The sequence below is a fragment of the Thalassotalea profundi genome (genome assembly GCF_014653195.1).
GTDB classification, from domain to species: Bacteria; Pseudomonadota; Gammaproteobacteria; order Enterobacterales; family Alteromonadaceae; genus Thalassotalea_B; species Thalassotalea_B profundi.
Genome location: NZ_BNAH01000001.1, coordinates 372,863 through 386,710 on the forward strand (window position 1 = coordinate 372,863; position 13,848 = coordinate 386,710).

General features: G+C 36.8%; 13 protein-coding genes and 2 pseudogenes. 3 read left to right on the forward strand and 12 right to left on the reverse strand.

Annotated elements, in window-relative coordinates:
- The first annotated feature begins 86 nt into the window (after positions 1 to 86).
- Entirely contained in the window at positions 87 to 977 is an 891-nt protein-coding gene (locus tag IE155_RS01610; RefSeq protein WP_189376328.1) for a LysR family transcriptional regulator, read from the forward strand.
- Between the two features lie 77 nt (positions 978 to 1,054).
- Here the strand turns inward: IE155_RS01610 and IE155_RS01615 are convergent.
- Positions 1,055 to 1,198 (reverse strand): annotated as a pseudogene (locus tag IE155_RS01615) (iron-sulfur binding domain-containing protein); the annotation flags it as partial.
- 198 nt (positions 1,199 to 1,396) lie between these two features.
- On the reverse strand, positions 1,397 to 2,290 hold the full coding sequence (locus IE155_RS01620) for a LysR family transcriptional regulator (RefSeq protein ID WP_189376329.1): 894 nt from the start codon (positions 2,288 to 2,290) through the stop codon (positions 1,397 to 1,399).
- Between the two features lie 111 nt (positions 2,291 to 2,401).
- On the opposite strand from IE155_RS01620, the gene IE155_RS01625 reads away from it, so the two are divergent.
- Entirely contained in the window at positions 2,402 to 2,746 is a 345-nt protein-coding gene (locus IE155_RS01625) for a DoxX family protein (protein WP_229816952.1), read from the forward strand.
- Between the two features lie 245 nt (positions 2,747 to 2,991).
- Here the strand turns inward: IE155_RS01625 and IE155_RS01630 are convergent.
- From IE155_RS01630 to IE155_RS01675, 10 genes and pseudogenes are all read right to left on the reverse strand, one after another.
- Positions 2,992 to 3,237 (reverse strand): annotated as a pseudogene (locus IE155_RS01630) (iron-sulfur binding domain-containing protein); the annotation flags it as partial.
- A 234-nt stretch (positions 3,238 to 3,471) separates the two neighbouring features.
- Positions 3,472 to 3,987, reverse strand: coding sequence for a hypothetical protein (locus tag IE155_RS01635; RefSeq protein ID WP_189376331.1), 516 nt, complete (start codon positions 3,985 to 3,987; stop codon positions 3,472 to 3,474).
- A 206-nt stretch (positions 3,988 to 4,193) separates the two neighbouring features.
- Entirely contained in the window at positions 4,194 to 4,826 is a 633-nt protein-coding gene (gene nth / locus IE155_RS01640) for an endonuclease III (protein ID WP_189376332.1), read from the reverse strand.
- A gap of 53 nt (positions 4,827 to 4,879) precedes the next feature.
- Positions 4,880 to 5,584 carry an electron transport complex subunit E gene (locus IE155_RS01645; RefSeq protein WP_189376333.1) on the reverse strand — a complete coding sequence of 235 codons (705 nt, stop codon included), beginning with the start codon at positions 5,582 to 5,584 and terminating at the stop codon, positions 4,880 to 4,882.
- Entirely contained in the window at positions 5,581 to 6,210 is a 630-nt protein-coding gene (rsxG, locus tag IE155_RS01650) for an electron transport complex subunit RsxG (RefSeq protein ID WP_189376334.1), read from the reverse strand. The genes IE155_RS01645 and rsxG overlap by 4 nt, the downstream gene beginning before the upstream one ends.
- Positions 6,211 to 6,224: 14 nt before the next feature.
- Entirely contained in the window at positions 6,225 to 7,271 is a 1,047-nt protein-coding gene (rsxD, locus tag IE155_RS01655; RefSeq protein ID WP_189376335.1) for an electron transport complex subunit RsxD, read from the reverse strand.
- Between the two features lies 1 nt (position 7,272).
- Positions 7,273 to 9,558 (reverse strand): electron transport complex subunit RsxC, encoded by a 2,286-nt coding sequence (gene rsxC / locus IE155_RS01660; RefSeq protein ID WP_229816954.1) that lies wholly within the window; start codon positions 9,556 to 9,558, stop codon positions 7,273 to 7,275.
- Between the two features lie 11 nt (positions 9,559 to 9,569).
- Positions 9,570 to 10,124, reverse strand: a complete 555-nt coding sequence (gene rsxB, locus IE155_RS01665; protein WP_189376336.1) for an electron transport complex subunit RsxB — start codon at positions 10,122 to 10,124, stop codon at positions 9,570 to 9,572.
- On the reverse strand, positions 10,124 to 10,705 hold the full coding sequence (rsxA, locus tag IE155_RS01670) for an electron transport complex subunit RsxA (RefSeq protein WP_189376337.1): 582 nt from the start codon (positions 10,703 to 10,705) through the stop codon (positions 10,124 to 10,126). The genes rsxB and rsxA overlap by 1 nt, the downstream gene beginning before the upstream one ends.
- Positions 10,706 to 10,918: 213 nt before the next feature.
- The gene (locus IE155_RS01675) at positions 10,919 to 12,790 is read right to left on the reverse strand and encodes an EAL domain-containing protein (RefSeq protein ID WP_189376338.1); all 1,872 of its coding nucleotides are present in this window, start codon (positions 12,788 to 12,790) and stop codon (positions 10,919 to 10,921) included.
- 564 nt (positions 12,791 to 13,354) lie between these two features.
- On the opposite strand from IE155_RS01675, the gene rimP reads away from it, so the two are divergent.
- Entirely contained in the window at positions 13,355 to 13,813 is a 459-nt protein-coding gene (rimP, locus tag IE155_RS01680) for a ribosome maturation factor RimP (protein WP_189376339.1), read from the forward strand.
- Positions 13,814 to 13,848 lie beyond the last annotated feature (35 nt).

The window sequence follows — 13,848 nt, forward strand, 5'->3', positions numbered from 1 at the left end:
TTATTTGTTGACGCAATTATTAACTGGTAGACTTTTGTAATAAATAGCGTTACTTGCAAAATATTTTTGTAATAAATGAGGTTAATTTGAACTTAAAAACAAGATCTGATGATTTAGAGCTTTTATTAGCTGTTGTTGAGTTTGGCGGCTTTTCAACCGCCGCTGATGCACTTAATATTCAAGTAGCTCGTATTTCCCGTTCAGTTACTAAAATTGAAAATGCGCTAAAAACCACTATTTTAATTAGAACAACCAGACGAGTGATGTTAACGGATGCGGGAAAAAAGTTTATTGATGCGGTGAGTTTAGGGTTACAACATATTCAAAACGCTGAATTAGACATTATTGCTACCGGTAAGATGCCTCAAGGTAAATTACGAGTTGACGCTGCGAGTCCATTTATATTTCACCAACTAACACCACATATACATGCATTTACTAAGGCTTACCCAGAAATAGAACTTGAACTGAATTCTAACGAGGGGATCATTGATTTAATTGAAAAACGCACCGACGTAGCAATTAGAATAGGAAAATTAGAAGACTCGACGCTATATGCAAGAACCCTAGGAAGAAGTCCTCTTTTTATTGTCGCATCCCCTGAATATATTGCACAAAATGGAGTCCCAAAAACACCTAATGATCTTAAACGTCACAATTTAATTGGTTTCTCAAATATAAAGTTACTCAATCAATGGCCACTAAAAGGTTGGGATAACGTCATTCCAACAATAACCGCTAGCAACGGAGAAACCATTCGGCAACTTGCTTTATCTGGCAATGGCATCACTTGTTTATCTGGGTTTATGGTTAATAGCGATATTGAATCAGGTCGACTCATATCATTGCTTGAGCCTTATAGGCTAGCGGGTACCGACCGTGAATTAGTAAATGCGGTTTACTACAAATCCTCATCGGTTGCGGAGAATGTGACTGCATTTATTGATTTTATTAAGCCAAGATTAACATTGCAGTAGTTGAGTTGATCGTCTGCTATGCCAGACTACTGAAATTATTGAACGGTACCGACTCAATTTTAGTTGCTCGGTTTTAGTTATTCTGGCTTGTCTTTAAAATTACACAGTTTTTTAATAATACAAGAACCACATTTGGGCTTGCTGGCGACACAGATATAGCCGCTGTGCAGTATCTGCCAATGATGAACGTTTACTTTAAATTGAGCTGGGATGACTTTTTTGTATAGGGAAATACTTATGCCGGGAGCCCATGGAAGGTCAACCGAAAGAAGTGATGGTAGATGTTGTTTCTACGCGTTTCATATGTTTACATTCGATTATTTTCCCACAATATGTTGAATGTGTGAATTCTAAAAAGTAGAGTATTATTTCGTTAAAATGTTCTAGGGTATTTTTGCTTAATGTATAATTTTTTAGCATCAAAGCGTGAGTTCTGATAATGCCTTCCAAATTTCATTCGATATTGGGCCAAGCATTTTTGATTTGTTTTTTATTAAATACAATGGAAACGTACTTGAACTGTCTTTATCTGCGACGTTAATTTCCTGTAAGGTTCCCGAAGCTAATTGATTTGAAATTAAGTGCTTAGGCAACATGCCCCAACCTAGGCTATGGGATATGAGTTTAAGCTTCGCTTCAAAGCTATTTACGTACCAGCGCTGTTGTCCTGTCTGTGTGTTGAAATAAATGTCTTGCGTTATTTTACCTGTGTCTTTCACTATAATCTGATTTTCATTGACAAGAGCTTCTATTGAATCTAATGGTTGATATTTTTCTAGCATCTGTGGTGTTGCTACGTTAATCAATTCACCTTCTGCGATCTGTTTTGAAAAAAGTTCGCTAGACTTGGCTAAGTAACCAATTGGTGCGCCAGTAATCGCTAATTGTGCTTTACCTTCCGCCACAAGTTGTAGAGCGCCTGAAACATATTCTTGAGTGATAGAAAGTTGGGTTAAAGGGAATTGTTTTTTCATTTGTTCAAATACTGGAAATAGCGTTTCAATAGGGAATGTTGCTTCTATAGCAATAACAATTTTTGCTTCATTTCCTCGATTTAGATGGTTTGCATATTGTTCAATCAACGATACTTCTCGAAGCGCTTTAAGCGCCATTTGAAATGTTGTTTTACCATCGTTAGTTAACTTCAATCGATAGCTATCTCTTGTGAATAGTTCTAATCCCAGTTGTGTTTCTAACTGTTTAAGTGAATGACTTAACGCGGGTTGTGTTTTGTTTAATTTACTTGCCGCAGCTCTTAGTGACTTTTCTTCTGCAATTGCTCTCAAGACTTTTAATTGTTCTATTGTAATCATGATAAAAAATATGAATCAAGTTTATAAGATAATATCAATATATGTTAACTTGATAGTTAATTATAGTCTACGAATTGAAATTGATAATCTTGAGAGAAAACGATGAAAAAAATGTTACTTTGGGTGCCTCTTGTACTACTTGGTTTGGTAATGATTTTGGCTGGTGGAGCAAAACTAGCTGGTTTACCAGAGTTACACGATAGTTTCGCAAAAATGGGGTTGCCCGAGTGGTTTGGGTACTTTATTGGGTTAGCTGAGTTACTCGCCGGTATTGCGATGTTTGTGCGCAAGTGGACAGCATTGGCTGCAACTGGATTGATTCCAGTAATGATTGGGTCCACATATTATCATATTGCTTATGAAGTTCCTTCAGCAGTACCATCAGTTATATTTATCGGATTGGCCGTTTACGCGATTTTTATTCGTAAGAAAGATGCGATTTGGTATCCGGTATAACCTAAAAAACCGTAATTTATACGCAAAAATAAAATGTATTTGTTTCTTAAATTTGTCGCGTTAGTTACAACACTATGCGTCTAGTGCGATTAATACACATAATGGTGGAAAATTTATCGAAGAATGGCAGTTTAGCACTTTAATTTTGGCTAATTGAATTTATCAAATGACAGTGAGTGATTGGTTAGCTAAAAATTAAAATTCGCCTTAGATGCCGTCATTGTGCTTCAAAAGCAAACATTTAGCTAATCTACTTTATCCTTGAACTCACATAAATCTTCAATAATACATGCTCCACATTTAGGCTTACGAGCCACACAGGTATAACGGCCGTGAAGGATTAACCAGTGGTGCACATCAACCTTAAACTCTTTAGGTACAACTTTTAAAAGCTTTTGTTCTACTAGGTCGACATTCTTACCCGTGGCCAATTTAGTGCGGTTTGACACTCTGAATATATGCGTGTCTACCGCTATGGTCGGCCAGCCAAAGTATAAGGAAGGTAGGTGTTTGGCTTTACATCTACGTGATTGACTGTTTTGTGCTAAATAGCAGACTTTCGTACCATCGTTATTTAAGGTCCGATTTTTTGGCCAAAGCGAATATCACAAGCGTAAGCTACCTATCTGGAGCAAGAAATAATACAGTTGGTTCTGCAAAGGTTGTAAGAGCCTCACAAATTATCCCGTATTGCAGCATGCTGTTAGACGAACTAGTCAAAACTCTTATGCAGACAATCTCGCCCAGTCAATCTTATCTTTGTAACCTTGCGGTTGCTGATCAATCGCTTGCATTACTTTCTCTAGTATTTGTGCTGCCGGTGTGCCCTTTTCTCGCTCCTGTCTAATCATGTGCTCATTCCGGTCACGCAGCGCAGCATTTTGACGTGCAAAAAGTGCTTCGCTTTCTTCAGTTACAGGCTGGCTGGTTACTGTATACATCGCTCCGCTACCGGTTGCCATATCGAGATTAGAAATATCTTGCAAAGTGTGATTAAGTTCGTGAGCATAACCAGCCAGCATCTCTTCAGCTGTTTGCTCATCTCTATTCGCCAGTTGCATCGCCCGACTATTGGTAAACTTATTATTATTTACCTGCGCGGCAAGCTCTAAAGCGGATTCTGACAGGGTAACTTTGTCTTTTGGAGTAGCAGGAGCATCGGCAACCGCTTGCCGTCCCATGGTTTCCCGTTGCCCATAAGCTTGCAAAGAGTTTGACGCGTAACTGGAAGATATCTGCATTGGCTTTAGCTGATAATTGAGTGTTAATAATTATAAAGCAATTTTAAGACCAATTCGCTTTTGGTAGTGCGTATGTAAATTCGTAACTAGCCCACTCCAAGCATTGAGCATCTGTTTTCTTTTCTGTTGTACAGTGTCCGCTTACAAAAGCGTACCTGATGAAAATGCTAAGTTAAGTCCGCAATTTGCTTAAAACAGACCTAGGGCTATTCTGTTTTATCCTTAAAATCACAAAGATCCTCAATGATGCAAGAGCCACATCTTGGCTTGCGAGCAATACAGGTGTAACGCCCGTGTAGTATTAACCAATGGTGCACATCGACCTTAAACTCGGCAGGTACAACTTTCAAAAGTTTTTGTTCAACTAAATCCACGTTTTTACCCATGGCGAATTTAGTGCGGTTTGATACTCTGAATATATGTGTATCTACAGCTATAGTGGGCCAACCAAACGCGGTATTTAATACAACGTTCGCTGTTTTACGACCAACACCAGGAAGGGCTTCAAGTGCCTCCCTATCCTCAGGAACTTCACCATTATGTAAATCTACCAACATTTGGCAAGTTTTCATGGTGTTAACGGCTTTGGTATTAAATAACCCTATAGTTTTAATATAACTTTTTAATCCATCGAGCCCTAAATCGAGAATAGCTTGGGGAGTATTAGCAACAGGATAGAGCTTAGCGGTTGCTTTGTTAACTCCAACATCTGTTGCTTGGGCCGATAATAATACAGCGATTAGCAATTCAAAAGGTGATGAAAAGTTTAATTCCGTTGTTGGATTTGGGTTATCGTCTCTTAATCTAGTGAGTATCTCAAGACGTTTAGCTTTATTCATAATACTTCTTTAGGCTGACTTTATGTTTAGGCTACTTTAAATTGAGTAGCGCTCTAGCTTTCAAAATTAACACGTACACGTTCAATACTTTTTTCTTCTTTGGCAGGCTGACGTTCGCTAATGATATGATCTATTTTATTTTTACCTGCAATTAAAAAGCCCATCGCTATAAATGCGCCTGGGGGTAATATAGCAAGTAGAAATTGGCTATCTAATTGAAACACTTCGACTCTTAAAACACTTGCCCATTCACCTAATAATAAATCTGCCCCATCAAATAATGTGCCTTGACCAAATACTTCTCGAATGGCGCCTAAAATCAAAAGTACGGCCAAAAAGCCTAGTCCCATCATTAAGCCATCGAAACTTGCTTGTTTAACCGGGTTTTTTGAAGCATAAGCTTCTGCTCGACCAATTATTGCGCAGTTGGTTACAATTAATGGTAAAAAGATACCTAAAGATTCATATAAGCCTAATGCATAAGCGTTCATTAATAATTGAACGCAAGTTACAAAGCCTGCAATAATTAATACAAAAATAGGAATACGAATTTCTTTGGGGACCCACTGTCTTATAGCTGATACAGTTGCATTAGAGCAAATGAGTACAAAGAGAGTCGCTAACCCTAATCCTAATGCGTTTACTACCGTTGATGTGACAGCAAGTAATGGGCATAAACCTAATAACTGAACAATGCCCGGATTATTTTTCCATAAACCTTGCCATGCTAGTTCTTTATATTCTGCGGGTATACTCATGACTGCTCCTGACAATTAGGCCTTTTTTGGAATAATTCATCTTGATGGCTGTTAAAATAGAGTACGGTTTTATGTACTGCTTTAACTACAGCTCTGGGTGTGATAGTTGCTCCGGTAAACTGATCAAATATGCCGCCGTCTTTTCTAACCGCCCAACGAGTGTCTTTAACGTGCAAGATTTTTTTTCCATTAAAAGTCTCAATCCATTTATTTTTTTTGATCTCTATTTTATCACCTAGACCGGGAGTTTCTTGATGTTTGATAGTTCTAACACCGCTAACACTTCCGTCAACCTTCAAAGCAACAATTAAGTTAATTCTACCATTGTAGCCATCTGGTGCCGTTGTAGTAATTGCAGCGGCAACGGGTTGGTCGTTATTTTTTGCTAAATAAACTTTTTCAGTACCTGAACTAAGCAGCTGATCATTGATGATAATACATTCATGATAAATATCATTATTATAAGTTTTCTCATCAATTATTTGTGAGAGGGTCGTGATAAGTTTATTTTCTTCTTGTGATTTTATGCGATCCTTCGTGATAAGGTGAACTGCACCTATTACCGCTGTACATGCAACAGCAAATAGGGCGAGTAATTGAGCATTTTTTTCAATGGCTTTACGCATATTTATATTCCGAGTTAATGCCCATATGTACGAGGTCGAGTGTATTGATCAATAAGTGGGGCGGCCATATTACATAATAATACAGCAAAGGCTATTCCGTCTGGATAACCACCAAATTTTCTAATAACACAAACAAGTACCCCCGCTAAACAACCGTATATTATTCTACCTTTAATGGAAGTTGCACAAGTAACAGGATCAGTTAATATAAAAAATGCGCCTAGCATTGTTGCACCACTAAACCAGTAAAACAGGGTTGAAGGGTTAGTATCAGGACTGATTAAAAAAGCAATAAAACTAAAAATAAAAATAGTGGCTAAAAAGCTTAGCGGGGTAGGGTAGGCAATCGCTTTTTTAAACAGTAAAAACAGCCCTCCAACTAAAAATGCAATGTTTATCCATAACCAGCCTATACCTAGGCCTTGATCAAAAATTTTATTATTTAAGCTTTCTGTGACTGTCATACCAAGGGTGATATTTGTTTTAACGGTATCTAATGGGGTTGCCATTGTTACTCCGTCTACGTGCATACGTAACTGAGCCACAGAATAACCTTCTTTAGTGAAATCAGTGAAGATTACGCTTAATGTGTTGATAAAGTCGAGGTTGACTGACATTAATGACGATGGAGGCTGCCATGAAGTCATTTGTACAGGAAACGAAATAAGCAACATGACATAAGCTGCCATTGCTGGGTTAAAAGGGTTATGACCTAATCCACCATAAAGTTGTTTCACTATCACTATGGCAAATGAGACGCCAATAATCGTTATCCACCAAGGAGCTAGGGCAGGCAAACTAACGCCTAATAAAACTGCAGTTAAAATAGCACTGCCATCAAATAGTTCTAATGGGATAGGTTTCTTTCTTAAGGATAACACAATAAATTCAGCAGCAAAGGCTGTCGCTATTGCCATGATAATGTGAATTATATTGCCCCACCCGAAAAAATACCATTGCGTTAAAATACCTGGAATTGTCGCGTATATTACTAAACGCATAAGTGCAGATGTTTTATTTTGCACATGGTTATGAGGTGAACTTGCGATCCAAAATGCCATATTAATTTTTCGACTCTTGTTGTTTTTTGGCTTTAGCTTTTGCTACAGCTGCGGCAATACGGGCGTTCTTGTCTAGAGATTCGCCTTGGGTTGCAGTTTGAATTTCTTTCTCAGCTGATTCGTTGCGTTGCTCGTTATCGTCAGGTATTTCGTTATTAATTATACTTTCGGTTGTCTGTCTTTTTTTTGCTTTAGCTTTAGCAATTGCCGCCGCTATTTTAGCTTTTTTTATGTCGTCTGGTGATAAGGCTTGTTCTTTCACCTGTTGTTCTGTTTTATTCGTTGAATTAGTAACAATTTGACTATCTGGCTCATCATTACTTGGTTTTTCAGAAAGAAGATCTTCAGGAGGTTCATTTTTTAATGGCTTTGCCTCAGTAGCTCGTTTTTTTGCTTTTGCTTTCGCTATAGCTACTGCTATTTTGTCTTTTTTGGACAGCTCTGAAGGTTTTTCGATGTCTTTAATTACATTAGTGTTTATGACACTTGTTGAATCTGTTATTTCGCCTTCAGCTGCTTTGCTTGAATTATCAGCATTATTAACTGCTTCTGCAATAACATTACTTGATTGAGTGCTTTTATTACTTTCTGTATTCGGAGCTGTTTGAGCCGCCAGTTTCTTTGCTTTAGCTCTTGCTATAGCCGCAGCAACTTGTGATTTTTTATCAGTTTTTTCAATTTCTTGCGGACTTCCAACTGAAGTGTCTGAAGCTGTAACATCATTATTAGTATCTTTTTCTTGCGCTTTTTTAGCTTTGACTCTGGCTAGTGCAGCAGCTACCGCAGATTTTTCGTTATTCGCTTCAGCGGTTCCTGAATTCATGCGTGCCTTTCGTGCTTCAGCTGCTTTACGATGTTTTTCTTCACGAGCTAATTTTTCACGTTCTAAACGAATTTTTCGTGCTTCAAAGCGTTGTTTAGCTTTTTCTGCCTTTATATCTAGTAGTGTTTGCTGGCGAATTTCTGCTTTGGCAACACGGTAATAATGTACTAATGGAATATGACTTGGGCAAACATAGGCACATGCGCCACATTCGATACAATCAAATAAATTTAAATCGTTTAATGCTTGGTGATCATGTGCTTTAGCGCTCCATTGCAATTCCTGAGGTAAAAGTTGGCTTGGGCAGACGTCAGCGCATTGACCACAGCGAATACACTCGACTTCTTGATCATTGTCAGGAATTTCAGCTTCGTCGGGAGCAAGTATGCAGTTGGTAGTTTTTACTACAGGTACCGTAAATGATGGCAAACTAAAGCCCATCATAGGGCCGCCCATAATAATATGTTTTTTATTACCTTGTTGACAGCCACATTGTTGTAAGAGAAATTCAACAGGTGTTCCTATCAATGCCCATACATTTTGAGGTTTAGCAACGGACTTGCCTGTTACCGTAACCACTCGTTTGATTAATGGTATGTCATTTATAACGGCATCTGCTATAGCGAAACAGGTGCCTATGTTATGCATAACAATGCCTAATGCACTGGGTAATGTGCCACTTGGGACCTCTTTACCGGTTAGCACCTGAATGAGTTGTTTCTCACCGCCAGTAGGGTAAATAACAGGTAATACACAAACTTTTATTTTATCAATTGTTTTTGTGGCATTTTTTAATGCTTGAATGGCTTCTGGTTTATTTTCCTCAATACCTATTAAAATAAATGCAGGGGCGAGGATGTTATCAAGAATTTTTATACCGTCTAGAATAGCGGCACATTGTTCACGAATTAATAAGTCGTCTGCAGTGATGTAAGGCTCACATTCGGCAGCATTGATGATTAAATAATTAATTTGGGCTGCGGTATTTAATTTTATATGGCTTGGAAAACCAGCTCCCCCCATACCAGAAATACCTGCCTGTGCTATTTTATCGATTAAATCATTTTTTGAAAGTTGCTGGTAATCGGGACAAATTTCTCTGTCTCGCCATTTTTCTTCTCCATCGGGCTTTAAAAAAATACAAAGCTCACTTAATCCCGAAGGGTGGGCGATCACAGAGGCTTCAATCGCTGTTATTGTCCCACTTGTTGGTGCATGCACCGGTACAACCATTGGGTGATTAGCTACGGTAAGAGCTTGACCTTTTAATACCTTATCACCAACAGTTACTAATATATCTCCGGGTTCTCCAATATGTTGTTGAACAGGGATTCTGAGTAGTTCAGGTAAAGGCAATTGTCGAATAGGTTTATCTGTACTTAGAAATTTTTGCTGAGGAGGGTGAATACCGCCATGAAATTTCCAAAATTTGCCTTGTTCAATGCGTTCAATCACTGATTCCACAATCTATTCACCTAACTTATTTGTTCTACTGGGATGCTATTAAGGTCCCATTGCCAATTACGTGTGTTTTTAGCAATTGGCATCATAATAATACAATCAACGGGGCATGGTGCTACGCATAAGTCACAGCCTGTACATTCATCGCTGATGATGGTGTGCATTTGTTTCGTAGTGCCAATAATTGCGTCAACAGGGCACGCTTGAATACACTTAGTGCAGCCAATACAATCTTCTTCGATGATAAAAGCAACTTTAGGGGTATTATCTGTTTGGTGACTCTCGTCAAGTGCTTGAGCTTCTACTCCCATTAGGTCTGCAATTTTCTTGATGGTATCATCACCACCAGGAGCACATTTGTTAATGGCTTCACCATTAGCAACAGCGTCAGCGTAGGGTTTACAACCAGGATAGCCACATTGGCCACACTGTGTTTGTGGTAACAATGCATCTATTTGTTCCGCTAATGGGTCACCTTCAACCTTAAATTTTACTGAAGCAAAACCAATTAAAGCACCAAAACATGAGGCTAATACTCCGATAATAACTATAGCTAATAAGAGCGACATTATAATTTCACCAAGCCAGTAAATCCCATAAAGGCTAACGACATTAACCCAGCGGTGATCATGGCAATAGCCGCGCCTTTAAATGGTGTTGGCACATCGGCATCTGCTAGTTTTTCACGCATAGCTGAAAACATAATTAATACCACTGAAAAACCAACAGCAGCACCAAAGCCGTAAACGATAGATTCAAAAAAGTTATGCTGCTCATAAATATTTAAAAGTGCGACACCAAGTACCGCACAATTTGTAGTAATTAAGGGTAAAAATATACCTAATAAACGATAGAGGTTTGCGCTGGTTTTATGTACCACCATTTCAGTAAATTGTACCACTACAGCAATAACGAGTATAAAAGTCATAGTGATCAGATATTCTAAACCTAAAGGCGCAAGAATATAGGTATTAACGATGTAGCTTAATAACGATGCTATTGTCATTACAAAAGTGGTTGCAAACGACATACCTATCGCTGTTTCTGTACGTGAAGAAACGCCCATAAAAGGGCATAAGCCTAGAAATTTTACTAGAACAAAGTTGTTTACTAACACTGTGCTGATAAGTAACAGTAAATAATCTGTCATGAATTGTGGCTATTTATTTGACTATGCTGATTATTATCCGATTTTATCAGCCAATAAACAACAGGTCACTTGTAGGGTTATTACAATAAATGTGAAATATATCGCTTTTGTAAAGGGTCAACTTAAAGAAGTGTCAATATTTGTAGGCAGTTAGTGGATTATAACTCGCCCTAATTCTTTAATAGGGCGAGAATATATTTGAGAGAAAATATCTTAAATGGGTTCAGGTTTACCAATGTAAAACCCTTGGCAGCCATCAATAAAAAGTTTTTCTAATGTAAATTTTTCTTCTTGTGTTTCAACACTTTCTGCTAATACTGTAATACTTAGTCGGTGAGCTAAGTCAACCATTAACCTTAAAAAGTATTGATTATTCTTATCTTCATCAATATCTCGAGTATAAGTACTATCCATTTTAATATAGTCAGGCTTTAAATCTCTAAAGAATTTAAATGAAGTTAAACCCACACCGAAACGTTCAACAGTTAAGCGTGAACCTACACGGTGAATCATATCAATAAAGCGCTTGCTGGTTTTAATGTTTTGCTGCAAACCATATTCGGTAATTTCAAAAACAAGCTTTGAGGCAATTACTGAATCTTTAAGTAAGCGACGTTCTAACCAAATTAAGAAATGTTCATCATGAATAGTACGAGCACTCAGGTTAATACCGAAGTGATGATCAGACATGTTTTTTTGTTTAATTTCTTCAATGGCACATTCAACTATCATGCGATCTACAGCAACAATTTTATCCAGCTTTTCAGCCATAGCAATGAAAGATGCTGTTGGTAACATTTCTTCATTGGAATTAAGGAACCTAGCTAATATTTCACTGTAAACTTTACTGTTACGACTATTTGGTTTTATATGTTGAACAAGTAAAGTCACTCTTTGATTTTCTAATACATTATCTATTTCTTGTCGCCAATTTTGATTTCCATAACTGGCACTACTACTTTCTAAAATATCCGTATCTTTTTGCGCAAACCAGGAATTAATCTGTTTCGTTTGGGCAATACTGATTCCGGTATCAACTAAAGCTAATAGTTCTCCTAGTGGTTTATGCTTATCAAAAGAGACAAGGCCAGTATAAGCCACAGAATCCAGGTCGGATGCTTGTTGATATTGATTAAACTGATCGGTAAGTAATTGTGCATAACGTTCAGCTTCTTGCATCGTAGTATTTGGTAAAATAGTAGCAAAATCTGAACTGTTTAATCGAAACAATTGTGAACCTTGATAGCGTTCAGCAGAACTTTTCATAATATCTGCAACTTTACAAATATAATTATCGCCTTCATGGTAACCATGAATTTGATTGATTGTTTGTAACTCTGAACAGCGAGTTATAGTTAGCACGCCAGACTTGTTTGATTCACTTTGACTATCAAAAAACTGAACAAATCGACTTCTATTGTCAAGTTGAGTTAATGGTTCAATGTAGGCTTCTTTTTTAAGTAGGTTTGCTCCTTCAATATGTTGATTTAGTACATTTTGAAGATCAGTTAAAATAGTTTGGATATTAGCTTGGTTAAGAATGCTATCAATTGCATTATCTTGTGTTTTTTCTTTAGGGTTAACAATACGATTAATACCAGATTTAATTTGCTCACTCACAAGAGTGATGACTTTAGTGTATCGATTTAAGCTTAACCAGCCTGCAATAATTGATGCTAAGACACTAATAATAAATATTGATACTATTACTATCAGCACAAAATTAACTTCATTAGTAAAATTTAACTGAAAGCTAATGGTGTAATTATCTTTAGTTGTTATCTTGGTAATATTGGGTGCAAAAAACTGTTCAATACCAGATAAAGTCGACTCTATTGAGGAAATTGTTTGTTGTTCATGTTTGACTAGTAACGTAGTGTAGTTGAAAGCGTTATTTAGTTGATTGAATAACTGTTTATGGTCAATGTTTTCTATAGTGGTAATTTGAGATAAAAATACTTTATGTTGTTGCTGTTGCTCACTAAAAAGTTGTTTTGATAGTACTACCGCAATGGCTGAAATAGTTAAACTAAATAATAAGCCAAATATAATATTGCGTAATAACAACTGCGAATATGTATACATAGTTAACCTTGTGATCTTAAAAATAAGAGTAATAATTATGGGTGGCTTCATCGGCCGAGTTAATTAATTAACCTATTTTAGTTAAATTTTCCAAAAAGAATATTTATTTTAGAGCTAATTAATCCTGCTATATTAGTCCATTAATTGCAGTTATAACATGAATTAATTAGTTTTCCTAACTGCTTGTAAATCAAAAATGTAGATAAATCTAATTGTATATACATTGCCAATAAAACGGCGGAATAATTCATCGTTTTTCAATTAAGTTCAGTTTAATATCTATATTAGATTTTGCCTTGCGTAATGGCACGCTTCACTATATAATTCCCGTCATCAAAATATAACAATATATCACTGTAGAATTAAAGGATTGCCCTTTAAATTTATTATTGTTATCGCAAATAGGTAAATTTTATTTATTTGTTGTCGTGGGTTCAGTGAATAAGGCCCCGAATTTTGGGGTCTTTTTGTATCTTTTATTTAAAAAATACAAAACAGCAAGATTTATCGCTGGGCTATAAGCCCTTTTTTTGTTTCTGGACTCTTATTTATTGGAGAAGTTGATTGGCTAAGTTTGAGCATAAATTAACGGAAATGTTACGTCCTGCCGTAGAAGAGGTAGGCAAAGAATTATTGGGAATTGAATTTGTTAGCGCAGGTAAACATTCAATTCTAAGAATATTTATTGATCATGAAAATGGCATTAATGTTGATGATTGTGCTGAAGTTAGTCGCCAAGTCGGCGCTATTTTGGATGTTGAAGATCCAATCAGTTCTGAATATAGCTTGGAAGTGTCTTCTCCAGGATTAGATCGACCATTGTTTGATTTGCCTCATTTTCAAGAGGTTGTTGGTGAAACAATTAACGTAAAAATTTCAATGCCATTAAATGGTCGAAGAAAATTTAAAGGCAAGTTAGTGTCTATTGAAAATGACACTTTAATTGTCAATGTTGATGGCGAAGATTATGAACTTATCTTTAGTAATATTGATAAAGCAAACCTTGTACCTAATTTTGAATAATAAACTTTTAAATTAAAACGAATAACGAAAGGCTA

Bases quoted from the DNA above. Each gene is read 5' to 3' on its own strand.
- IE155_RS01620 (WP_189376329.1), bottom strand. From the start codon at position 2,290: ATGATTACAATAGAACAATTAAAAGTCTTGAGAGCAATTGCAGAAGAA.
- IE155_RS01625 (WP_229816952.1), top strand. From the start codon at position 2,402: ATGTTACTTTGGGTGCCTCTTGTACTACTTGGTTTGGTAATGATTTTG.
- IE155_RS01635 (WP_189376331.1), bottom strand. From the start codon at position 3,987: ATGCAGATATCTTCCAGTTACGCGTCAAACTCTTTGCAAGCTTATGGG.
- nth (WP_189376332.1), bottom strand. From the start codon at position 4,826: ATGAATAAAGCTAAACGTCTTGAGATACTCACTAGATTAAGAGACGAT.
- IE155_RS01645 (WP_189376333.1), bottom strand. From the start codon at position 5,584: ATGAGTATACCCGCAGAATATAAAGAACTAGCATGGCAAGGTTTATGG.
- rsxG (WP_189376334.1), bottom strand. From the start codon at position 6,210: ATGCGTAAAGCCATTGAAAAAAATGCTCAATTACTCGCCCTATTTGCT.
- rsxD (WP_189376335.1), bottom strand. From the start codon at position 7,271: ATGGCATTTTGGATCGCAAGTTCACCTCATAACCATGTGCAAAATAAA.
- rsxB (WP_189376336.1), bottom strand. From the start codon at position 10,124: ATGTCGCTCTTATTAGCTATAGTTATTATCGGAGTATTAGCCTCATGT.
- rsxA (WP_189376337.1), bottom strand. From the start codon at position 10,705: ATGACAGATTATTTACTGTTACTTATCAGCACAGTGTTAGTAAACAAC.
- IE155_RS01675 (WP_189376338.1), bottom strand. From the start codon at position 12,790: ATGTATACATATTCGCAGTTGTTATTACGCAATATTATATTTGGCTTA.